We start from the raw sequence: 21,430 nt of genomic DNA, 5'->3' as shown, positions 1-21,430 counted from the left end.
AGAGTGCATCTGATCCGTTCGAACAAATGGCTTTTGGTGGGTGTAGGTACGGCCCGGATGGGCCAGAATAGAGAGCCCGGCGAGCCGTCGGGATCGTGGAGAATTGAGTTATGGGGTTTGATCAGATTCGTCAGCGCCGTTTGTCTGACGATATTGTCGAGCGGCTTGAAGGCATGATCCTTGAGGGCACGCTGAAGTCCGGCGAGCGCCTGCCGGCCGAACGGACCCTGGCCGAACAGTTCGGCGTGTCACGTCCTTCATTGCGCGAGGCGATCCAGAAACTGGCCGCGAAGGGCTTGCTCGTCAGTCGCCAGGGCGGCGGTAACTATGTCGTCGAGTCACTGGGCTCGACATTCAGCGATCCGCTGCTGCAACTGCTGGAAAGCAATCCCGAAGCGCAACGTGACTTGCTGGAGTTCCGCCACACCCTGGAGGCGTCCTGTGCGTATTACGCGGCACAACGGGCCACGGATGTGGATCGCGAACGGCTGACAGCAGCCTTCGGCGAGCTGCAGGATTGTTACTCGCGCCACGACGAGGTCAGCCGGGCGGAGGAGGGCGCGGCAGATGCCCGGTTCCATCTGGCGATCGCCGAGGCCAGTCATAACGCAGTCTTGCTGCACACCATTCGGGGCTTGTTCGACCTGCTCAAGCGCAACGTCGTCACCAACATCGGCGGCATGTACAAGCAGCGCAGTGAAACCCGCGACATGCTGATCAGCCAGCATCGGGAGTTGTACCAGGCCATTATGGACGGGCATGCCGAACAGGCGCGGGAAGTGTCCAGCCGACATATCTTGTATGTGCAGGAAGTCTTGGAGGAGGTGCGCCAGGAAGTGCAGCGGGTGGCGCGGGCGGAGCGGCGCAAGGGGATGTGAGCGTGCTTGCGAAGCCTGTGGGAGCGAGCTTGCTCGCGAATGCGGTCAGTCTGACCCATCAATGTTGAATGAGTCGACGCCATCGCGAGCAAGCTCGCTCCCACAATTGGATCTTCGGTGACCGCAGGGTTTGCGTATCGCCGTGATCCTGTGGGAGCGAGCTTGCTCGCGATAGCGGTCCCAAGGACGAAAGAATCAGTCTTCCTTGCCCTTGTTGCGCACCGCACGCTGCAGCTCGCGGCCGGCGTCGCGTTCGCGTTCGGTATCGCGCTTGTCGTACTCCTTCTTGCCCTTGCCCAGGGCAATTTCGCACTTGATCAGGTGCTTGCTCCAGTACAACGACGTGCAGACGCAGGTGTAGCCCTTCTGCTGCACGGAGGCGAAGAGCTTTTCCAGCTCGCGCTTGTTGAGCAGCAGCTTGCGCGAGCGCACCGGGTCGGCAATCACGTGGGTGCTGGCGGTGGTCAGCGGCGTGATATGGCTGCCCAGCAGCCAGGCCTCGCCGTCCTTGAGCAGTACATAACTGTCGACCAACTGCGCCTTGCCAGCACGCAAGCTCTTTACTTCCCAGCCGGCCAGGACCATGCCAGCCTCGAAACGCTGTTCGATGAAGTAATCGTGTCGCGCCTTTTTATTTTGCGCGATGGTCCCTGTGGGGTGTTTCTTCTGTTTAGCCATAGGGGCGGCATTATAGGCAGTTGCGGGCGTGTCGGCTACGGTGAACCTGCGTGCTTGAGCACGTTGAGTGAATCCCGGACAATGCGGCTTCTTTTTTGAACGCTTGGGCGTGATCACGATGTCGACAGACAAGGTTTCTGTCCACGGCAGTTGGGCTAGCCGCTGGGTCTTCATACTCGCGGCGACCGGTTCTGCCGTGGGGCTGGGTAGTATCTGGAAGTTTCCGTACATGGTCGGCGTCTACGGTGGCGGCGCCTTCGTGTTGATGTTCCTGGCGTGCATCGCGCTCATCGGCGCACCGGTGATGCTGGCCGAGACGCTGATCGGGCGTCGGGCCCGACAAAGCCCGGCCAATGCCCTGAAGGTACTGGCGGTAGAGGCTGGACATTCGACCAAGTGGTCGTGGGGCGCCTTCGCCGGGATGATCACGGCGCTGTTGATCCTGTCTTTCTATAGCGTGGTCGGTGGCTGGTCCCTGGACTACATCATCGACATGGGGCGCGGGGATTTCCAAGGGGCCACGCCGGATCAGGTGGGCGCCTACTTCGGCAATGTGATCGCCGATCCCTGGAGGCTGACCCTTTGGCACACGATCTTCATGGTCCTCTCGGCGGTGGTGATTGCCCGGGGCGTGGTGGCCGGGCTCGAGCGCAGCCTGCGGATCATGATGCCATTGCTGTTCGTGATGATCCTGGTGCTGCTGGGCTACAGCATGACCACCGGGCATTTCATGGAAGGCGTGCATTTCATGTTCGACTTCCAGCCGGAGAAAGTCCTGGACGGCCTGCTGCCGGCCATGGGGCATGCGTTTTTCTCCCTGAGCGTCGGGGTCGGTTCGATCATGATCTACGGCGCCTACATGCCCAAGAACGCCTCCCTGACCCGAACCGTCTTTGGCGTCGCGCTGCTGGACACTTTCGTGTCGCTGCTGGCGGGTGTGGCATTGTTTCCGATTGTGTTCGCCGCAGGCCTGAACCCCAGTGAGGGGCCGGGGTTGATGTTTGTCAGCCTGCCCTTCGCCTTCGGCAGCATGGCTTTCGGCCAAGTGATGGGCGTGGTGTTTTTTGTGCTGGTGGCCATCGCGGCCTGGAGTTCGGCCATTTCCCTGTTGGAGCCGATGGTGGCTTACTTGGTTGAGCGGACCCGCATCAGCCGCGCCTGGGTGACGTTCTGGCTGGCTTTCACTTGCTGGTTTGTCGGCCTGGGTACGGTGTTTTCCTTCAATATATGGAAGCAAGCGAAGTTTTTCGTGAACGAAGGCGGGCTGTTCCATCTCTATCAGTGGGGGGCGACCGGAGGGCTGGATTTCTTCGGTGTGATTGATTTCTTCACATCACGGATCATGCTGCCATTGGGTGGTTTGTGTTTCGTGGTGTTTGCAGGATGGGTCATGGGGCGTGAAGCAGTGCGTGATGAACTGTCGCTGCGCAGCCCGGTATTGTTTGCCTTGAGCCTGTTCTTGATGCGCTATGTGGCGCCCATCGGCATTCTCGTAGTGTTTGCCGCCCAGCTGTGGAAGTGACGCTTACATGACGACACATATTCAACGCTCGGCCTTGCTGCCCTACCCGGCGCAGGCGCTGTATGACCTGGTCAACGACGTGGCGAGCTATCCGGAGTTCTTGCCGTGGTGCTCATCCGCCGAGGTGCTGGAAAGCTCCGAAACCCAGATGCGCGCCAGCCTCAACATTGCCAAGAGTGGCTTGAGCCAGCGCTTCGTCACGCGTAATACGCTGGTGCCGGGGCAGTCCATCGAAATGAACCTGGAAGAGGGGCCCTTCAACCAGCTCCACGGCGTCTGGGTGTTCAAGCCGTTGGGTGAGAAGGCCTGCAAGATCAGCCTGGACCTGTCGTTCGACTACGCCGGTCCGCTGGTGCGAGCGACGTTGGGGCCGCTGTTCAATCAGGCCGCCAATACGCTGGTTGACGCGTTCTGCCAGCGGGCCAAGCAGAATGCAGAGCTCAAGCGTTGATTGAGATAGAAGTGGTGTATGCCGCGGTGGACCGCCAGGTCTTGCGCACGTGCATGGTGCAGGAAGGCACCAGTGTTCGCGCGGCACTGCTGGGCTCGGGGATTGCCGATGCATTCCCGGAGCTGGACCTGGCGACGTGCCCGGTGGGGATTTTTGGCAAGGTGGTTGCCGATCCGGCTAATCAAGTGGTGCAAGCGGCGGATCGATTGGAGATTTATCGACCTTTGTTGGCTGATCCGAAGGAAATTCGTCGCCTGCGCGCGGCCAAGGCTGCCCAGGCGCGACAATCGGAGCAATGACCTGGCTTGAATGGCAGGCAATAAAAAACCCGGCATGCCGGGTTTTTTCATGTCGCAATTTATTGCGGCGAGGTGTCCAGCGGCTCTGGTGTCGGGACCGGTACGGTCTCGACTTTGTCCACGTCCTTCTGGATCTGGTCCAGCAACGAACCTGGCTTGACCGGTTTTTCCGGTTTCGGCTGTTCGGCGTTCTGGGTCGGATCGGTCACGGTGGTGCCGCTGTCCTTGCCCATGATGGCCTCGTCGCGGCTCACGCCAGGCATGAAATCGCCCGACAGGCTGACAAGTTGGTCGTCAGGACTGAAGATAACGCTGATGCGTTCCTGTTGGCGCTCACCGCCGCCAGGCTGCAAGCTGTACAGATAATCCCAGCGATCGGCATGGAACGTGTCGGTCAGCAGAGGGTTACCCATGATAAACCGTACTTGCCGGCGGGTCATTCCCGGGCGTAACTGGTCTATCATGTCCTGCGTGACGACATTGCCCTGCTGGATGTCGATTTTGTAAACCCCGGGGAATGAACAACCGGCGAGTGCGAGCAGTCCCACAAAGGTGAAACTGGTTAGCAAGAGCTTGGTGTTTTGCATCGGTGGGCGACTTCCACTATCTTGGCTGGGACAACGTAAACGCCGATCATACCCGCATTAAGAGAAGCTGCGAAGCAGCATCGCGAGAAAGCTGACCATGGTTGAAAATAGCGAACTACGCAAAGCCGGCCTCAAAGTGACCCTGCCACGGGTCAAGATTCTACAAATGCTCGATTCCGCAGAGCAACGCCACATGAGTGCCGAGGATGTCTACAAGGCGCTTATGGAGGCTGGCGAGGACGTCGGTCTGGCCACGGTTTACCGTGTTCTGACCCAGTTCGAGGCAGCTGGCCTTGTGGTGCGACACAACTTCGACGGAGGCCATGCGGTCTTCGAGCTGGACGATGGCAAGCATCACGACCATATGGTCAACGTCGAGACCAGTGAAGTCATCGAATTCTTCGACGAAGAAATCGAGCGGCTGCAGAAAGCAATCGTCGACAAGTATGGTTTCGAGATGGTTGATCACAATCTTGTGCTGTACGTACGCAAGAAAAAGTAAGCATGTCGCGCGGACTTGAGGTTCGCGAAACGAACGAAGGCGACCCCAGGGTCGCCTTCGTGCTTTCTGTCGCTCTCAGATTTTGGCGGTAACGACCATTTTTTTCGCGTGGGCCAGAGATTCCTTGGTGAGGTCGATACCCCCGAGCATTCGCGCCACCTCCTCCACTCGCTCGTTTTTGTTGAGTTTGGACACGGCGGTGCGAGTCGCGTCCTCGCCACGCACTTTGTGCACGAATAAATGCTGGTGTCCCTGGGCGGCGACCTGGGGCAGGTGAGTGACGGTCAGCACCTGGCCGCGTTCCCCCAGTCGGCGCAGCAACTGGCCGACAATTTCCGCGGTTGGACCACCGATGCCCACGTCCACTTCGTCGAATACCAGTGTTGGCACCCGAGAGGTCTGCGCGGTGATGACCTGGATAGCCAGGCTGATTCGCGACAACTCACCGCCGGAGGCGACTTTGGCCAGGCCCTTGAGCGGTTGCCCGGGGTTGGCGCTGACCAGCAGTTCCACCTGTTCCAGTCCATTGGGTTGGAGCTCGTCACCAGCGTTGGGGCGCAACTCGATGGTGAAGCGTCCGCCCGGCATGCCCAGGCGCTGGATCTCCTGCTCCACGGCACTGGCCAGCCCTGTCGCGGCCTGGCGCCGCAGTTCACTGAGCTCCTTGGCCTTTTCCTGGTAATGACGGGCATAAGAAGCCAGTTCGTCCCCCAGGCGCTCGATGGATTCATCGTTGGCGTTCAGGGTTTCCAGTTCTTCCAGCAGGCGCTGCTGGAGTTCGGCAACGTCGGTTGGCTGGATGCGGTGCTTGCGTGCCAGCGTATAGATGGTGTCCAGGCGCTCTTCCAGGTACTGCAGGCGCGCCGGGTCGGCATCGAAATGATCGAGGAAACGGTTCAGTTCCCCAACGGCTTCCTCGACCTGGATCTGCGCGCTCGTCAGCAGGTTGGTCGCTTCGTTCAGGGAACCCGCCGAATTGTTCACGCTGGAGAGTCGGTTCAGGCTCGCTGTCAGGGCATTGAGCACATTGCCCGAATCACTCTCGCTGCATTGTTCGACCACCTGTCGGCAGATGCCCAGCAGGGTTTCGGCGTTGGTCAGGTTCTTGTGTTCCTGCTCCAGTTCTTCCAGTTCATTTTCGCCCAGGGACAGGTTCTCCAGTTCTTCGAGCTGGTAGCTCAATAGCTGGTGACGGGCACGCTGTTCGTCGCCGGAGTTGGAAAGGCGGTCGAGTTCCTGCCGAGTCTGGCGCCAGCGTTGGGCGGCCAGTTGGACTTGCCGGGCCAGGTCGGTGGCGCCGGCGTATTCATCCAGCAGGCGACGATGGGTATCGGTCTTGAGCAGGGATTGGTGTTCATGCTGGCTGTGGATGTCGATCAACAGTTCGCCGAGGGCCTTGAGATCGCCCAGGGGGCAGGGTGTGCCGTTGATGTAGCCTCGGGAGCGGCCTTCGGCGGTGATGACCCGGCGCAGGATGCACAGGCCGTCGGTGTCCAGGTCGCGTTCGGCCAGCCAGGCGCTGGCCTCGGGGATGTCGACCAGGTCGAACGTCGCCAGGATGTCGGCCTTGTCCGCTCCGGGGCGCACCACGCCGCTGTCGGCGCGGTCACCCAGCGTCAGGCCCAGGGCGTCGAGCATGATCGACTTGCCCGCGCCGGTTTCACCGGTGATCACGCTCATGCCTCGATCGAGTTCGAGGTCGAGATGTTCGACGATGGCGTAGTTGTGTACGGACAGGTGCACTAGCATAAGGCCGCTCCCAGGCTTTAGGTCTGGTTATTTATACAGTGTTTTGTTTCGGCCTGACAATGCCCGCGCTTAGCTCGATTTGCTTGGGAAAGTGATTTGCTTAGCGCTGCGAGGAATGATTATGCAGCTGCTTTTTGTAAGGTTAATTCGTCAGTTGGCCCTTGAAGCTGGAAAACCCGGCCCCATATACCGGGGCAGAAGCGCGAGTCGAGCTCGCGGACGAAGTTGAAAGGAGAAATCTCTATGGCTGACGAACAGACGCAGGACACGCAAAATCTAGACGCCAATCAGGCTTCCCAGGATTCCGGTGAAGACCTGGCGGCACGTGTACAAGTGCTCGAGGAGCAACTGGCCGGTGCGCAGGATCAGGCGTTGCGTGTAGCCGCCGACCTGCAGAATGTCCGCCGTCGCGCCGAGCAAGATGTAGAAAAGGCCCATAAATTCGCCCTGGAGCGTTTTGCCGGCGACCTGCTGCCGATCATCGACAGCCTGGAGCGCGGCCTGGAGCTGTCCAACCCGGACGACGAAAACATCCGTCCGATGCGTGAAGGCATCGAGCTGACCCTGAAAATGTTCCAGGACACCCTCAAGCGTTATCAGCTCGAAGCCCTTGATCCTCATGGCGAGCCCTTCAACGCCGAACATCACCAGGCCATGGCGATGCAGGAAAGTGCCGACGTCGAGCCAAACAGTGTCTTGAAGGTTTTCCAGAAGGGCTATCTGCTTAACGGCCGTCTGCTGCGCCCGGCCATGGTCGTGGTCAGCAAGGCGCCGGCACCGGTTTCGCCTTCTATTGATGAGCAGGCTTGAAATCGGGCGCAGCGGCCCCATCTATAAGTCAAGCGTTTAAGTGCTACCGCAGTTAGCCACCACTGCTGCGGCAACCAAATCCAAGTTCCGGGAGAGTTAACATGGGCAAGATTATCGGCATCGACCTGGGGACCACCAACTCGTGCGTCTCCGTGCTGGAAAACGGCAAGGCCAAGGTTATTGAAAACGCTGAAGGCGCGCGTACCACGCCGTCGATCATCGCGTACGCCAATGATGGCGAAATTCTGGTTGGCCAGTCGGCCAAGCGTCAGGCAGTGACCAATCCGCATAACACCCTGTACGCGGTGAAGCGTCTGATCGGTCGCAAGTTCGACGAAGAAGTCGTTCAGAAAGACATCAAGATGGTGCCTTACAAAATCGCCAAGGCTGACAACGGCGACGCCTGGGTTGAAGTGAACGGCCAGAAAATGGCACCGCCACAGATCTCGGCTGAAATCCTCAAGAAAATGAAGAAAACCGCCGAAGACTACCTCGGCGAAGCGGTGACCGAGGCGGTCATCACGGTTCCAGCCTATTTCAACGACAGCCAGCGCCAGGCGACCAAAGACGCCGGCCGCATCGCGGGCCTGGACGTAAAACGTATCATCAACGAACCGACCGCGGCCGCTCTGGCCTACGGTATGGACAAGGCCAAGGGCGATCACACCGTGATCGTCTACGACCTGGGTGGCGGTACCTTCGACGTCTCCGTGATCGAGATCGCTGAAGTCGACGGCGAGCACCAGTTCGAAGTACTGGCCACCAACGGTGACACGTTCCTCGGTGGTGAGGACTTCGACATCCGCCTGATCGACTACCTCGTCGACGAGTTCAAGAAAGAAAGCGGCATGAACCTCAAAGGTGACCCGCTGGCCATGCAGCGCCTGAAAGAAGCCGCTGAAAAAGCCAAGATCGAACTGTCCTCGAGCCAGTCGACCGACGTGAACCTGCCGTACATCACTGCAGACGCCACCGGTCCTAAGCACCTGAACGTAAAAATCTCCCGCGCCAAGCTCGAAGCGCTGGTGGAAGACCTGGTTCAGCGCACCATCGAACCTTGCCGTATCGCCATGAAAGACGCCGGTATCGACGTTGGTTCGATCAACGACGTGATCCTGGTGGGCGGCCAGACCCGTATGCCGCTGGTTCAGAAGCTGGTGACCGACTTCTTCGGCAAAGAAGCTCGCAAGGACGTGAACCCGGACGAAGCCGTTGCCATGGGCGCTGCCATCCAGGGCGCTGTTCTGGCCGGTGACGTGAAGGACGTTCTGCTGCTCGACGTCAGCCCGCTGACCCTGGGTATCGAAACCATGGGCGGCGTGATGACCGCGCTGATCGAGAAAAACACCACGATTCCTACCAAGAAATCCCAGGTGTTCTCGACGGCTGACGACAACCAGGGCGCCGTGACCATCCACGTGCTGCAGGGTGAGCGCAAGCAGGCTGCCCAGAACAAATCCCTGGGCAAGTTCGACTTGGCCGAGATTCCACCAGCACCACGTGGCGTGCCACAAATCGAAGTGACCTTCGACATCGACGCCAACGGCATCCTGCACGTCGGCGCGAAAGACAAGGCCACTGGCAAGACTCAGTCGATCGTGATCAAGGCCAACTCCGGCCTGTCCGAGGAAGAAATTCAGCAGATGGTTCGCGATGCTGAAGTCAACGCCGAGGAAGACCGCAAGTTCGAAGAGCTGGCCAGCGCCCGTAACCAAGGTGATGCCCTGGTGCACTCGACCCGCAAGATGATCGCTGATGCTGGCGAGAAAGTGACCGCGGAAGAGAAAACCGCCATCGAAGCGGCCGTGGTTGCCCTGGAAGCCGCTGTGAAAGGCGACGACAAGGCGGCCATCGAGGCGAAGATCGAAGAGCTGTCCAAGGTCTCCGCGCCAGTGGCTCAGAAGATGTACGCCGAACAGGCTCAGCCCGCTGAAGGCGCGGCTGCCCAGGGCGAATCGGCCGAAAAAGCCGACGACGTCGTGGACGCCGAGTTCGAAGAAGTGAAAGACCACAAGTAACTGCTTGTTGGTCGGCCGGTTGACTGCATTTGTGCGGTGGCTGGTAGGATGTCGCCGCGCGGGGGCTTGCTCCCGCGTTGGCGTGTCTGGAGCTAGGGAATTTTTACAGCATGCGACAGTGTTCGGATGTTGGCGGTGCGTTCGGGAATGCTCCTGCTTTCCGGCGATGGGCACTGCGTTTTGGCCGGGGCCCTGGCTGAAATATTTAAAGACCAGGATCGTTGAATTGACGTGAGTTGGGTCCGGGCCTGTATTGGGGCTCAACGAGTTTGGCAAGGTTCAGGAGAGGTTTGCCGGACGTCCTATAAGAGTGCAAAGACTAATGGCGAAGCGTGATTTTTACGAAGTATTGGGTGTCGAGCGGGGGGCCAGCGAGGCAGAGCTGAAAAAGGCCTACCGTCGCCTGGCGATGAAGCACCACCCGGACCGTAATCCCGGCGATAAAGCGTCGGAAGAGATGTTCAAGGAAGCCAACGAGGCTTACGAGGTTCTGTCCGATTCCAGCAAGCGCGCGGCCTACGACCAGTATGGGCATGCCGGTGTCGACCCAAGCATGGGCGGCGGCGGTGCCGGTTTCGGCGGCCAGAACTTCTCCGATATTTTCGGCGACGTGTTCAGCGATTTCTTCGGCGGCGGTCGCGGCGGTGCCCGTGGTGGCGCCCAACGTGGCAGCGACTTGCGCTACACGTTGGAGCTGAACCTGGAAGAAGCGGTGCGCGGTACCACCGTCAATATCCGTGTGCCGACATTGGTCAACTGCAAGCCGTGCGATGGCTCGGGTGCGAAGAAGGGCTCCACGCCCGTGACCTGCCCGACTTGCGGCGGCATCGGCCAGGTTCGCATGCAGCAGGGCTTCTTCTCGGTCCAGCAGACCTGTCCGCGTTGCCATGGCCAAGGCAAGATCATTTCCGACCCGTGCGACTCCTGCCATGGCGAAGGGCGTGTCGAAGAGTACAAGACGCTGTCGGTCAAAGTGCCGGCCGGTGTCGACACGGGTGACCGCATTCGCCTGTCCGGCGAAGGCGAGGCGGGTGCCCAGGGTGGTCCGACTGGCGACCTGTATGTGGTCATCAACGTGCGCGAGCATGCGATTTTCCAGCGCGACGGCAAGCACCTGTTCTGCGAAGTGCCGATCAGCTTCGTCGACGCGGCCTTGGGTGGCGAGCTCGAGATCCCGACCCTCGACGGTCGCGTCAAGCTGAAAATTCCCGAGGGCACGCAGACCGGCAAACAGTTCCGGATTCGTGGCAAAGGCGTCGCGCCAGTGCGTGGCGGTGGTGCGGGTGACCTGATGTGCCGTGTGGCGGTGGAGACACCGGTCAACCTGAGTCGGCGTCAGCGTGAGCTGTTGGAAGAGTTCCGCGGCACGTTGGCGGATGACAACAGTCACTCCCCGAAAACCACCGGTTGGTTCGAAGGCGTGAAGCGCTTCTTCGGCGACCTGTAAGGAGTTCGCATGCGACGTATAGCTGTGATGGGCGCTGCGGGGCGCATGGGCAAGGCACTGGTCGAGGCGGTGCAGCAGCGCTCGCCGCTCTCCGGCCTGACAGCGGCCATCGTGCGGCCCGACAGTACGCTGGTGGGCGCCGATGCTGGCGAGCTGGCTTCGCTGGGGCGTATCGGCGTGCCGATGTCCGGCGGCCTGGAGAAGGTGCTGGACGAGTTCGATGTGCTGATCGACTTCACCCTGCCGGACGTGATGTTGAAAAACCTCGCGATCTGCCGCAAGCATGGCAAGGCCATGGTGATTGGCACCACGGGGCTGGATGTTGCGCAAAAGCAACTGCTGGCCGAGGCGGGCAACGACATCGCAATCGTGTTCGCGGCGAACTTCAGCGTGGGCGTGAACCTGTCGCTGAAGCTGCTGGACATGGCGGCCCGGGTCTTGGGTGACGATGCCGATATCGAAATCATCGAGGCACATCACCGGCACAAGATCGACGCACCTTCGGGAACGGCCTTGCGCATGGGTGAAGTGATTGCCGATGCGCTGGGGCGTGATCTGCAGAAAGTCGCCGTATATGGGCGTGAAGGGCATACCGGTGCTCGCGAGCGCGACACCATCGGTTTCGCCACTGTGCGCGGTGGTGATGTGGTAGGTGATCACACGGTGTTGTTCGCCACTGAGGGCGAGCGCCTGGAGATCACCCACAAGGCATCCAGCCGGATGACCTTCGCCAAGGGCGCCGTACGTGCCGCGCTGTGGCTGGATGGCCGCGAGCCTGGTTTGTACGACATGCAGGACGTTCTCGACCTGCGTTGATGCCATTGAAGGCGGGGTTCAGGTTATACTGCGCCCCGTTTTACACCGCTTCGCGACGGCCTGTCGCATTCCCCTGCCTTTAAGGCTCATTAGCGGTGGACCAAAAAAGCCTTTTTCTGTAAGCTACAGCTTTAGTGTGTCCACTAAAAGCGCGCAGAATAATTCAGTGAACAAGCGGGGTGACGTGTCCATACGTCACTCCGCTTTTTTACAACCTGCGATCGCCCTTTCAGGCTTTATTTACGGGAGGTCTTCTTGACTAAGCCAGCCATACTCGCCCTTGCTGATGGCAGCATTTTTCGCGGCGAAGCCATTGGAGCCGACGGTCAGACCGTTGGTGAGGTGGTGTTTAACACCGCAATGACCGGCTATCAGGAAATTCTTACCGATCCTTCCTACGCCCAGCAAATCGTTACCCTGACTTACCCGCACATCGGCAACACCGGCACCACGCCGGAAGACGCCGAGTCCGATCGTGTCTGGTCCGCCGGCCTGGTCATCCGTGACTTGCCGCTGGTAGCGAGCAACTGGCGTAACACGATGTCCTTGTCCGATTACCTGAAAGCCAACAACGTCGTGGCGATCGCCGGTATCGACACGCGCCGCCTGACCCGCATCCTTCGGGAAAAAGGCGCGCAGAACGGCTGCATCATGGCTGGCGATAACATTTCCGAAGAAGCCGCCATTGCCGCGGCCCAGGGCTTCCCTGGCCTCAAGGGCATGGACCTGGCGAAAGTCGTCAGCACCCAGAAACAGTACGAATGGCGCTCCACGGTCTGGGACCTGAAGACCGACAGTCACGCGACGATCGAGGCTTCCGAGCTGCCCTACCACGTGGTGGCGTACGACTACGGCGTCAAGCTGAACATCCTGCGCATGCTGGTCGAGCGTGGCTGCCGCGTCACCGTGGTACCGGCCCAGACCCCGGCCGCCGATGTCCTGGCCCTCAAGCCTGATGGCGTGTTCCTGTCCAACGGCCCGGGTGACCCGGAGCCTTGCGACTACGCGATCCAGGCGATCAAGGACGTGCTGGAAACCGAGATCCCGGTGTTCGGTATCTGCCTCGGTCACCAGTTGCTGGCCCTCGCTTCTGGCGCCAAGACCTTGAAAATGGGCCACGGCCACCACGGTGCCAACCACCCGGTGCAGGACCTGGATACCGGCGTGGTGATGATCACCAGCCAGAACCACGGTTTTGCGGTGGATGAGGCGACCCTGCCGGCCAACGTGCGTGCGATTCACAAGTCGCTGTTCGACGGCACGCTGCAAGGTATCGAGCGTACCGACAAGAGCGCGTTCAGCTTCCAGGGCCACCCTGAAGCGAGCCCGGGCCCGAACGATGTGGCGCCGCTGTTCGATCGCTTCATCAACGAGATGGCCAAGCGACGCTGACCGCGTGAAGCCCGAGGGCGGCCCCGAGTGCGGCGGCCCCTTCGGGCGCTTCAAAGATTGTTCGACGGCCTAGCCGACTGACCTGCGGATTTGAGTGACAAACCCATGCCAAAACGTACAGACATAAAAAGCATCCTGATTCTCGGCGCTGGCCCGATCGTGATCGGCCAGGCCTGCGAGTTCGACTACTCCGGCGCCCAGGCCTGTAAAGCCCTGCGCGAAGAGGGCTACCGCGTCATCCTGGTGAACTCCAACCCGGCCACCATCATGACCGACCCGGCCATGGCCGACGCCACCTACATCGAGCCGATCAAGTGGCAGACCGTTGCCAAGATCATCGAGAAGGAGCGCCCGGACGCGCTGCTGCCGACCATGGGCGGCCAGACCGCGCTGAACTGCGCCCTGGACCTGGAGCGCGAAGGCGTCCTGGAGAAGTTCGGTGTGGAAATGATCGGCGCCAACGCCGATACCATCGACAAGGCCGAAGACCGTTCGCGCTTCGACAAGGCGATGAAATCCATCGGCCTGGACTGCCCGCGCTCGGGCATCGCCCACAGCATGGAAGAGGCCAACGCCGTCCTGGAACGCCTCGGCTTCCCGTGCATCATCCGTCCGTCCTTCACCATGGGTGGCACCGGTGGTGGCATCGCCTACAACCGTGAAGAATTCGAAGAAATCTGCGCCCGTGGTCTCGACTTGTCGCCGACCAAGGAGCTGCTGATCGACGAATCCCTGATCGGCTGGAAAGAATACGAAATGGAAGTTGTCCGCGACAAAAAGGACAACTGCATCATCGTCTGCTCCATCGAGAACTTCGACCCGATGGGCGTGCACACCGGCGACTCGATCACCGTCGCACCGGCCCAGACCCTGACCGACAAGGAATACCAGATCCTGCGTAACGCCTCCCTGGCGGTACTGCGCGAGATCGGCGTGGAAACCGGCGGCTCCAACGTCCAGTTCGGCATCTGCCCGAACACCGGTCGCATGGTGGTCATCGAGATGAACCCGCGGGTCTCCCGTTCGTCGGCCCTGGCGTCCAAGGCCACCGGTTTCCCGATTGCCAAGGTCGCGGCCAAGCTGGCCGTGGGTTACACCCTGGACGAGCTGTCGAACGACATCACCGGCGGCAAGACCCCGGCGTCCTTCGAGCCGTCCATCGACTACGTCGTGACCAAGCTGCCACGCTTCGCCTTCGAGAAGTTCGCCAAGGCCGATGCCCGCCTGACCACCCAGATGAAGTCGGTCGGTGAAGTCATGGCCATCGGCCGCACCTTCCAGGAGTCCCTGCAGAAAGCCCTGCGCGGCCTGGAAGTGGGCGTCTGTGGCCTCGATCCGAAGCTGGATCTGAACGACCCCGAAAGCATGAGCGTGCTCAAGCGCGAGCTGACCGTGCCGGGTGCCGAGCGCATCTGGTACGTGGCCGATGCCTTCCGCGCCGGCCTGACCGTCGAGCAGATTTTCGGCATGAACATGATCGACCCTTGGTTCCTGGTACAGATCGAAGATCTGATCAAGGAAGAAGAGAAGGTCAAGACCCTGGGCATGTCCAGCATCGATCGCGACACGATGTTCCGCCTCAAGCGCAAAGGTTTCTCCGACATGCGCCTGGCCAAGCTGCTGGGTGTGACCGAGAAGAGCCTGCGCGCCCATCGCCACAAGCTGGAAGTGTTCCCGGTCTACAAGCGCGTCGACACCTGCGCGGCCGAGTTCGCCACCGATACCGCCTACCTGTACTCCACGTACGAAGAAGAGTGCGAAGCCGCGCCATCGACCCGGGACAAGATCATGATCCTGGGCGGCGGTCCTAACCGGATCGGCCAGGGCATCGAGTTCGACTACTGCTGCGTGCACGCGGCACTGGCCCTGCGCGACGACGGTTACGAGACCATCATGGTCAACTGCAACCCGGAAACCGTGTCCACCGACTACGACACCTCCGATCGCCTGTACTTCGAGCCAGTGACCCTGGAAGACGTGCTGGAAATCGTCCGCGTCGAGAAGCCAAAAGGCGTGATCGTCCAGTACGGCGGCCAGACCCCGTTGAAACTGGCCCGTGCCCTGGAAGCCGCTGGCGTGCCGATCATCGGTACCAGCCCGGATGCGATCGACCGCGCTGAAGACCGTGAGCGCTTCCAGCAGATGGTCGAGCGCCTGAACCTGCGTCAGCCGCCAAACGCTACCGTGCGCAGCGAAGACGAAGCGATTCGTGCCGCCGCCAAGATCGGTTACCCGCTGGTGGTGCGTCCGTCCTATGTTCTGGGCGGCCGTGCGATGGAAATCGTCTATCAGGAAGACGAACTCAAGCGCTACCTGCGCGAAGCGGTCCAGGTGTCCAACGACAGCCCGGTGCTGCTGGATCACTTCCTCAACTGCGCCATCGAAATGGACGTGGATGCGGTCAGCGACGGCAAGGATGTGGTGATCGGCGCGATCATGCAGCACATCGAGCAGGCCGGTGTTCACTCCGGTGACTCCGCCTGTTCGCTGCCGCCTTACTCGTTGCCGGCGCACATCCAGGACGAGATGCGCGAGCAGGTCAAGAAAATGGCCCTGGAGCTGGGCGTCGTCGGCCTGATGAACGTGCAATTGGCCCTGCAGGGCGAAGACATCTACGTCATCGAAGTCAACCCGCGCGCTTCTCGGACCGTGCCGTTCGTCTCCAAGTGCATCGGCGTTTCCCTGGCGATGATCGCGGCGCGAGTCATGGCCGGCAAGACCCTGAAAGAGCTGAACTTCACCAAAGAAATCATTCCGAACTTCTACAGCGTGAAAGAGGCGGTGTTCCCGTTCGCCAAGTTCCCAGGCGTGGACCCGATCCTCGGCCCGGAAATGAAGTCCACCGGTGAAGTGATGGGCGTGGGCGATACCTTCGGTGAGGCATTCGCCAAGGCCCAGATGGGCGCCAGCGAAGTGTTGCCGACTGGCGGCACGGCGTTCATCAGCGTGCGTGATGACGACAAGCCACTGGTTGCAGGCGTGGCCCGTGATCTGATCAACTTGGGCTTCGAAGTGGTCGCCACTGCCGGTACGGCCAGGCTGATCGAAGCCGCTGGCCTGAAAGTGCGCCGCGTGAACAAGGTGACCGAGGGGCGTCCGCACGTGGTCGACATGATCAAGAATGACGAAGTCACGCTGATCATCAACACCACCGAAGGTCGTCAATCGATCGCCGATTCCTACTCCATTCGTCGCAATGCGCTGCAGCACAAGATCTACTGCACCACGACCATTGCGGCAGGCGAAGCGATCTGCGAAGCGCTCAAGTTCGGTCCCGAGAAGACCGTACGTCGCTTGCAGGATCTACATGCAGGATTGAAGGCATGAGCATAACCAAGTACCCGATGACTGTTCAGGGCGCGAAGGCCCTGGAAGAAGAACACGCTTTCCTGACCAAGGTCGAGCGCCCGCGCTTGAGCCAGGCTATCGGTGAAGCGCGTGAGCTGGGCGATCTCAAGGAAAACGCCGAATACCACGCTGCCCGAGAGGAGCAGGGGATGGTCGAGGCGCGTGTCCGTGACATCGAAGGCCGCATGCAGAATGCGGTGATCATCGATGTCACGACGATTCCACATACCGGCAAAGTGATTTTCGGCACCACGGTGGAAATCGCCAACGTCGAGACTGATGAAAGCGTGACTTACCAGATCGTTGGCGAGGACGAGGCAGACATCAAGCTCGGCAAGATTTCCGTCGGTTCACCCATTGCTCGTGCCTTGATTGCCAAGGAAGAGGGCGATGTGGTGGCGGTGAAGACACCGGGTGGTGTCATCGAGTATGAGATTGTCGAAGTCCGTCACATCTGAACGAAGGCGCCCGCTGCGAGCGGGTGCCATGATCTGGCAGCTCACCCAGATGTTGTGGGTGGGCGGCGTCTGGTTGCTGCACATCGGTTTGCTGCCGGTGCTGGGTCGAGTGGGCCTGGCACCGCTGCTCATCGATGAAATCGCAGGCATGCTGACGGCGCTGCTGGTGGGTTTTTCCGCGGCGTGCGTGATGTTTCAGGCGTTGGTGCTGGTTCAGGCCGAAGGCCTTGCCAGTCTATGGCGCGACATTCGTGGGCAATTGCTGCTCATGTCGTTGTATGCGTGCGGGATGTTCTTTGCCGTGCATTTCGGCTGGCCGGATGCGAGCCAGTGGCAGGTATTCAGTTACCTGGTGCTGGGTTTTTCCGGTCTGGTACTGGTCTTGCAGCCGGTTCCGGGGTGGAGCGGCAGGGTGTGCGAAGCACACCCTTGACCCTTTGGCATCACTTGAAGCGGTGAACGTTCGACAGTTGCTTGTTGACGCTGAAGTTCTTGCGATAAATCAGCGCCATCTTGCCGATGACCTGCACCAGGTCTGCCTTGCCGGTCTTGCACAGTTCGGCAACGGCAGCCAGGCGGGCTTCGCGATCGAGGATGTTGAGCTTGATCTTGATCAGCTCGTGATCGCCCAGGGCGCGTTCCAGTTCGGCGAGTACACCTTCAGTCAAACCGTTGTCAGCCACAGTCAAAACCGGTTTCAGATGGTGGCCAATGGATTTGTATTGTTTCTTCTGCTCTTGAGTGAGCGGCATAATCTGACCCCTGCGTCTGATCTTGTAAAAAGCGGCGGCCAGTTTACCCGAGCAAGTCCGGGACCGCCCACTTAATCACGACCCGTTTTATTTTTAGAGGTGGCCCGTGGCCCGTTCCAAGACTAGCCAGAACTGGCTCAGAGAGCATTTCAACGATCCGTACGTCAAAATGGCGCAAAAAGACGGCTATCGCTCTCGTGCCAGCTATAAATTGCTGGAGATCCAGGAAAAGGATCGCCTGATCCGTCCAGGCATGACCGTGATCGACCTCGGTGCGGCGCCGGGCGGCTGGTCCCAGGTTACCAGTCGTCTGATTGGTGGTCAGGGCCGCTTGATCGCTTCCGACATCCTGGAAATGGACAGCATCCCTGATGTGACCTTTATCCAGGGCGATTTCACGGAAGACGCCGTACTGGCGAAAATCCTGGAAGCCGTCGGAAATACACAAGTTGACCTTGTGATTTCCGATATGGCCCCCAATATGAGTGGATTAGCGGCTGTCGACATGCCTCGTGCCATGTTCCTCAGCGAGCTGGCCCTGGATCTTGCCGGGCGGGTTCTGCGTCCAGGCGGTGATTTTCTGATCAAGGTCTTCCAGGGTGAAGGCTTCGACGAATACCACAAGGGCATCCGCAAGTTGTTCGACAAGGTGCAGATGCGCAAGCCATTGTCGTCCCGTGACCGTTCTCGCGAGCAGTATCTGCTGGCGCGGGGGTTTCGCGGTGTTGAAGGCGCGGCCAGTGATGAGCGTCTTTGAGCAGGGCGATAGTTTTTTTTGTCTCGCATTGAAAAAGCCGCGTAACCAAAATTATGCGGTCAAAGTTTCACAAAGGGTTACAGACGGCGCCTGCCAGAGTCGTAGGTAATGTAGTAAGTTAGGCCGGTGAATATCATGCGAAGCGCGCGCCAGTAGCGGAGCTTGCTTCAGAGGGTAGTTAATTGAACGATATGGCAAAGAATCTGATCCTGTGGTTGATCATCGCCGCTGTCCTGGTGACCGTGATGAACAACTTCTCCAGTCCTAACGAGCCGCAGACCCTCAACTATTCCGACTTCATCCAGCAGGTCAAGGATGGCAAGGTCGAGCGCGTAGCCGTTGATGGCTATGTGATTACCGGCAAGCGCACCGACGGCGACAGCTTCAAGACCATTCGTCCGGCAATCCAGGACAATGGCCTGATTGGCGACCTGGTGGACAACCACGTCGTGGTCGAAGGCAAGCAGCCTGAGCAGCAAAGCATCTGGACCCAGCTCCTGGTGGCCAGCTTCCCGATCCTGGTGATCATCGCCGTGTTCATGTTCTTCATGCGCCAGATGCAGGGCGGCGGTGGTGGCAAGGGCGGGCCGATGAGCTTTGGCAAGAGCAAGGCCCGGCTACTTTCCGAAGACCAGGTGAAAACCACCCTGGCTGACGTCGCAGGCTGCGACGAAGCCAAGGAAGAAGTGGGCGAACTGGTCGAGTTCCTGCGCGATCCGGGCAAGTTCCAGCGCCTGGGTGGTCGTATTCCACGCGGCGTGCTGATGGTCGGCCCGCCAGGTACCGGTAAAACCTTGCTGGCCAAGGCGATTGCCGGTGAAGCCAAGGTGCCGTTCTTCACGATTTCCGGTTCCGACTTCGTCGAAATGTTCGTCGGCGTGGGCGCCAGTCGTGTCCGCGACATGTTCGAACAGGCCAAGAAACACGCGCCGTGCATCATCTTCATCGACGAAATCGACGCCGTTGGTCGCCATCGTGGCGCCGGCATGGGTGGCGGTCACGACGAGCGCGAACAGACCCTCAACCAGCTGCTGGTCGAGATGGACGGTTTCGAAATGAACGACGGCATCATCGTGATCGCCGCCACCAACCGTCCTGACGTGCTCGACCCTGCGCTGTTGCGTCCAGGTCGTTTCGACCGCCAGGTCGTGGTGGGGCTGCCGGATATTCGTGGTCGCGAGCAGATCCTCAAGGTCCATATGCGCAAGGTGCCGATGGGTGACGACGTCGCTCCGGCCGTCATCGCGCGTGGCACGCCGGGCTTTTCCGGTGCCGACCTGGCGAACCTGGTCAACGAAGCGTCGTTGTTCGCCGCTCGTACCGGCAAGCGCGTCGTGGAAATGAAGGAATTCGAGCTGGCCAAGGACAAGATCATGATGGGCGCGGAGCGCAAATCCATGGTCATGTCGGAGAAAGAAAAGCAGAACACCGCGTATCACGAGGCGGGTCACGCGATCGTTGGTCGTGTCGTGCCCGAGCATGATCCGGTCTACAAGGTCTCGATCATCCCGCGCGGTCGTGCCCTGGGCGTGACCATGTTCCTGCCGGAAGAGGATCGCTACAGCCTGTCCAAGCGTGCATTGATCAGTCAGATCTGTTCGTTGTACGGCGGTCGTATCGCTGAAGAGATGACGTTGGGCTTCGACGGTGTGACCACGGGGGCATCCAACGACATCATGCGCGCCAGTCAGATCGCTCGGAACATGGTCACCAAGTGGGGCCTGTCCGAGAAGCTGGGGCCGCTGATGTATGCCGAAGAAGAAGGGGAAGTGTTCCTCGGTCGTGGTGGCGGTGGCCAGCATGCAAGCTTCTCCGGCGAGACGGCCAAGCTGATCGATTCCGAGGTGCGCAGCATCATCGACCAGTGCTACGGCACTGCCCGGCAGATCCTCACGGACAACCGTGACAAGCTCGATGCCATGGCCGATGCCCTGATGAAGTACGAAACCATCGATGCCGAGCAGATCGACGACATCATGGCAGGTCGCGAACCTCGCGAGCCTCGTGACTGGTCGGGCGGTGGTACCGGTACTTCCGGTACACCTCCGGCGGTACAGGGTGAGCGTCCGGAAACACCGATTGGCGGTCCGGCCGCTGATGTCTAAGGCTTGAAATGACTTCTGTTCAGTCCTCGACCCGGTTGCCTTGCGGCAACCGGGTTCTTGATTTGGCCCATGCACATGTCATGGGCATTCTCAATGTCACGCCTGATTCCTTTTCCGATGGTGGTCGATTCAGCCAGCTCGATGCCGCGCTGCGGCATGCCGAGGCCATGGTGGCCGCTGGCGCAACGCTGATCGATGTGGGGGGGGAATCGACCCGGCCAGGTGCGCGCTCGGTCTCGCCCACCGAAGAGCTGGAGCGGGTGGCGCCGATTGTCGAGCGCATCCATCGCGAACTCGATGTCATTATCTCGGTCGATACGTCCACGCCTGCGGTCATGCGCGAGACTGCGCGACTGGGGGCGGGCCTGATCAATGATGTTCGGTCCTTGCAGCGCGATGGTGCCCTGGATGCCGCGGCGGCCACCGGATTGCCGGTATGCCTGATGCATATGCTCGGCGAGCCGGGGACCATGCAGAACGACCCGCACTATGATGATGTGACCAGGGAGGTGGGTGAGTTCCTGGTGGCGCGTCTGGACCAATGTGCTGCCGTGGGTATTCCTGCCGAGCGGATCATCCTTGATCCCGGGTTCGGCTTTGCCAAGACATTGGCGCACAACCTGAGCCTGTTCAAACATATGGAAGCCTTGCACGCCCTGGGGCGGCCCCTGTTGGTTGGGGTTTCGCGAAAGAGCATGATAGGCAATGCCCTGGGGCGGCCGGTGGGAGAGCGCCTGTATGGTGGTCTTGCCCTTGCGGCCTTGGCCCTTGCCAAAGGTGCACGCATATTGCGCGTGCACGATGTAGCCGAAACGATGGATGTCGTGCGGATGATCGCAGCTGTGGATTCAGCCGAATAAG

At 60.2% G+C, this 21,430-nt stretch carries 20 protein-coding genes; 16 read left to right on the top strand and 4 right to left on the bottom strand.

Going from position 1 to position 21,430, the window contains the following annotated elements; genetic code table 11:
- The first annotated feature begins 110 nt into the window (after positions 1–110).
- Positions 111–878, top strand: coding sequence for an FCD domain-containing protein (locus J4E53_RS03280; RefSeq protein WP_103308923.1), 768 nt, complete (start codon positions 111–113; stop codon positions 876–878).
- 195 nt (positions 879–1,073) lie between these two features.
- Here J4E53_RS03280 and smpB read toward each other — a convergent pair whose 3' ends face one another.
- On the bottom strand, positions 1,074–1,556 hold the full coding sequence (smpB, locus tag J4E53_RS03275) for an SsrA-binding protein SmpB (protein ID WP_042730880.1): 483 nt from the start codon (positions 1,554–1,556) through the stop codon (positions 1,074–1,076).
- 118 nt (positions 1,557–1,674) lie between these two features.
- On the opposite strand from smpB, the gene J4E53_RS03270 reads away from it, so the two are divergent.
- The 3 genes from J4E53_RS03270 to J4E53_RS03260 are packed head-to-tail and all read left to right on the top strand — an operon-like array spanning position 1,675 to position 3,828.
- Positions 1,675–3,078 (top strand): sodium-dependent transporter, encoded by a 1,404-nt coding sequence (locus J4E53_RS03270; RefSeq protein ID WP_072411349.1) that lies wholly within the window; start codon positions 1,675–1,677, stop codon positions 3,076–3,078.
- 7 nt (positions 3,079–3,085) lie between these two features.
- On the top strand, positions 3,086–3,529 hold the full coding sequence (locus tag J4E53_RS03265; protein ID WP_060739231.1) for a type II toxin-antitoxin system RatA family toxin: 444 nt from the start codon (positions 3,086–3,088) through the stop codon (positions 3,527–3,529).
- Positions 3,526–3,828 (top strand): RnfH family protein, encoded by a 303-nt coding sequence (locus J4E53_RS03260; RefSeq protein ID WP_060739230.1) that lies wholly within the window; start codon positions 3,526–3,528, stop codon positions 3,826–3,828. The genes J4E53_RS03265 and J4E53_RS03260 overlap by 4 nt, the downstream gene beginning before the upstream one ends.
- A gap of 59 nt (positions 3,829–3,887) precedes the next feature.
- Here J4E53_RS03260 and J4E53_RS03255 read toward each other — a convergent pair whose 3' ends face one another.
- Entirely contained in the window at positions 3,888–4,415 is a 528-nt protein-coding gene (locus J4E53_RS03255) for an outer membrane protein assembly factor BamE (RefSeq protein ID WP_060739229.1), read from the bottom strand.
- Between the two features lie 97 nt (positions 4,416–4,512).
- Between J4E53_RS03255 and fur the strand changes: the two genes are divergently transcribed.
- On the top strand, positions 4,513–4,917 hold the full coding sequence (fur, locus tag J4E53_RS03250; protein WP_003197684.1) for a ferric iron uptake transcriptional regulator: 405 nt from the start codon (positions 4,513–4,515) through the stop codon (positions 4,915–4,917).
- Positions 4,918–4,992: 75 nt separating this feature from the next.
- Here fur and recN read toward each other — a convergent pair whose 3' ends face one another.
- Positions 4,993–6,666 (bottom strand): DNA repair protein RecN, encoded by a 1,674-nt coding sequence (recN, locus tag J4E53_RS03245; RefSeq protein ID WP_103308363.1) that lies wholly within the window; start codon positions 6,664–6,666, stop codon positions 4,993–4,995.
- 243 nt (positions 6,667–6,909) lie between these two features.
- On the opposite strand from recN, the gene grpE reads away from it, so the two are divergent.
- The 8 genes from grpE (at position 6,910) to J4E53_RS03205 (ending at position 17,388) form a co-directional block, all read left to right on the top strand.
- The gene (gene grpE, locus J4E53_RS03240; RefSeq protein WP_060739227.1) at positions 6,910–7,476 is read left to right on the top strand and encodes a nucleotide exchange factor GrpE; all 567 of its coding nucleotides are present in this window, start codon (positions 6,910–6,912) and stop codon (positions 7,474–7,476) included.
- Between the two features lie 65 nt (positions 7,477–7,541).
- Positions 7,542–9,494 carry a molecular chaperone DnaK gene (gene dnaK, locus J4E53_RS03235; protein WP_256211756.1) on the top strand — a complete coding sequence of 651 codons (1,953 nt, stop codon included), beginning with the start codon at positions 7,542–7,544 and terminating at the stop codon, positions 9,492–9,494.
- Between the two features lie 322 nt (positions 9,495–9,816).
- The gene (gene dnaJ / locus J4E53_RS03230) at positions 9,817–10,941 is read left to right on the top strand and encodes a molecular chaperone DnaJ (RefSeq protein WP_103308364.1); all 1,125 of its coding nucleotides are present in this window, start codon (positions 9,817–9,819) and stop codon (positions 10,939–10,941) included.
- 9 nt (positions 10,942–10,950) lie between these two features.
- On the top strand, positions 10,951–11,757 hold the full coding sequence (gene dapB / locus J4E53_RS03225; protein ID WP_053181926.1) for a 4-hydroxy-tetrahydrodipicolinate reductase: 807 nt from the start codon (positions 10,951–10,953) through the stop codon (positions 11,755–11,757).
- A gap of 255 nt (positions 11,758–12,012) precedes the next feature.
- Positions 12,013–13,149, top strand: a complete 1,137-nt coding sequence (gene carA / locus J4E53_RS03220) for a glutamine-hydrolyzing carbamoyl-phosphate synthase small subunit (RefSeq protein WP_053118343.1) — start codon at positions 12,013–12,015, stop codon at positions 13,147–13,149.
- A gap of 105 nt (positions 13,150–13,254) precedes the next feature.
- A complete protein-coding gene (gene carB / locus J4E53_RS03215; protein ID WP_103308365.1) occupies positions 13,255–16,476 on the top strand; it encodes a carbamoyl-phosphate synthase large subunit in 3,222 nt (1,073 codons plus the stop codon).
- A 2-nt stretch (positions 16,477–16,478) separates the two neighbouring features.
- Positions 16,479–16,955 (top strand): transcription elongation factor GreA, encoded by a 477-nt coding sequence (gene greA / locus J4E53_RS03210; protein WP_030139783.1) that lies wholly within the window; start codon positions 16,479–16,481, stop codon positions 16,953–16,955.
- Positions 16,956–16,983: 28 nt separating this feature from the next.
- A complete protein-coding gene (locus tag J4E53_RS03205; protein WP_060739223.1) occupies positions 16,984–17,388 on the top strand; it encodes a hypothetical protein in 405 nt (134 codons plus the stop codon).
- Between the two features lie 10 nt (positions 17,389–17,398).
- Here the strand turns inward: J4E53_RS03205 and J4E53_RS03200 are convergent, their stop codons facing one another.
- The gene (locus J4E53_RS03200) at positions 17,399–17,707 is read right to left on the bottom strand and encodes a YhbY family RNA-binding protein (RefSeq protein WP_003177852.1); all 309 of its coding nucleotides are present in this window, start codon (positions 17,705–17,707) and stop codon (positions 17,399–17,401) included.
- Between the two features lie 106 nt (positions 17,708–17,813).
- Between J4E53_RS03200 and rlmE the strand changes: the two genes are divergently transcribed.
- From rlmE to folP, 3 genes are all read left to right on the top strand, one after another.
- Positions 17,814–18,464 (top strand): 23S rRNA (uridine(2552)-2'-O)-methyltransferase RlmE, encoded by a 651-nt coding sequence (rlmE, locus tag J4E53_RS03195; RefSeq protein ID WP_060739222.1) that lies wholly within the window; start codon positions 17,814–17,816, stop codon positions 18,462–18,464.
- A gap of 191 nt (positions 18,465–18,655) precedes the next feature.
- Complete coding sequence (ftsH, locus tag J4E53_RS03190; protein ID WP_053118351.1) at positions 18,656–20,569, top strand: ATP-dependent zinc metalloprotease FtsH; 1,914 nt, start codon at positions 18,656–18,658, stop codon at positions 20,567–20,569.
- Between the two features lie 8 nt (positions 20,570–20,577).
- Positions 20,578–21,429: a dihydropteroate synthase gene (gene folP / locus J4E53_RS03185; protein WP_060739221.1), complete on the top strand. Its 852-nt coding sequence runs from the start codon at positions 20,578–20,580 to the stop codon at positions 21,427–21,429.
- Position 21,430: the final 1 nt, after the last annotated feature.

The organism is Pseudomonas sp. FW305-28, assembly GCF_017351395.1.
In the GTDB taxonomy this organism is placed as follows: domain Bacteria; phylum Pseudomonadota; class Gammaproteobacteria; order Pseudomonadales; family Pseudomonadaceae; genus Aquipseudomonas; species Aquipseudomonas fluorescens_AA.
The sequence above is the reverse complement of the archived record's forward strand: the minus strand, read 5'-3'. Positions and strand labels throughout refer to the sequence as shown.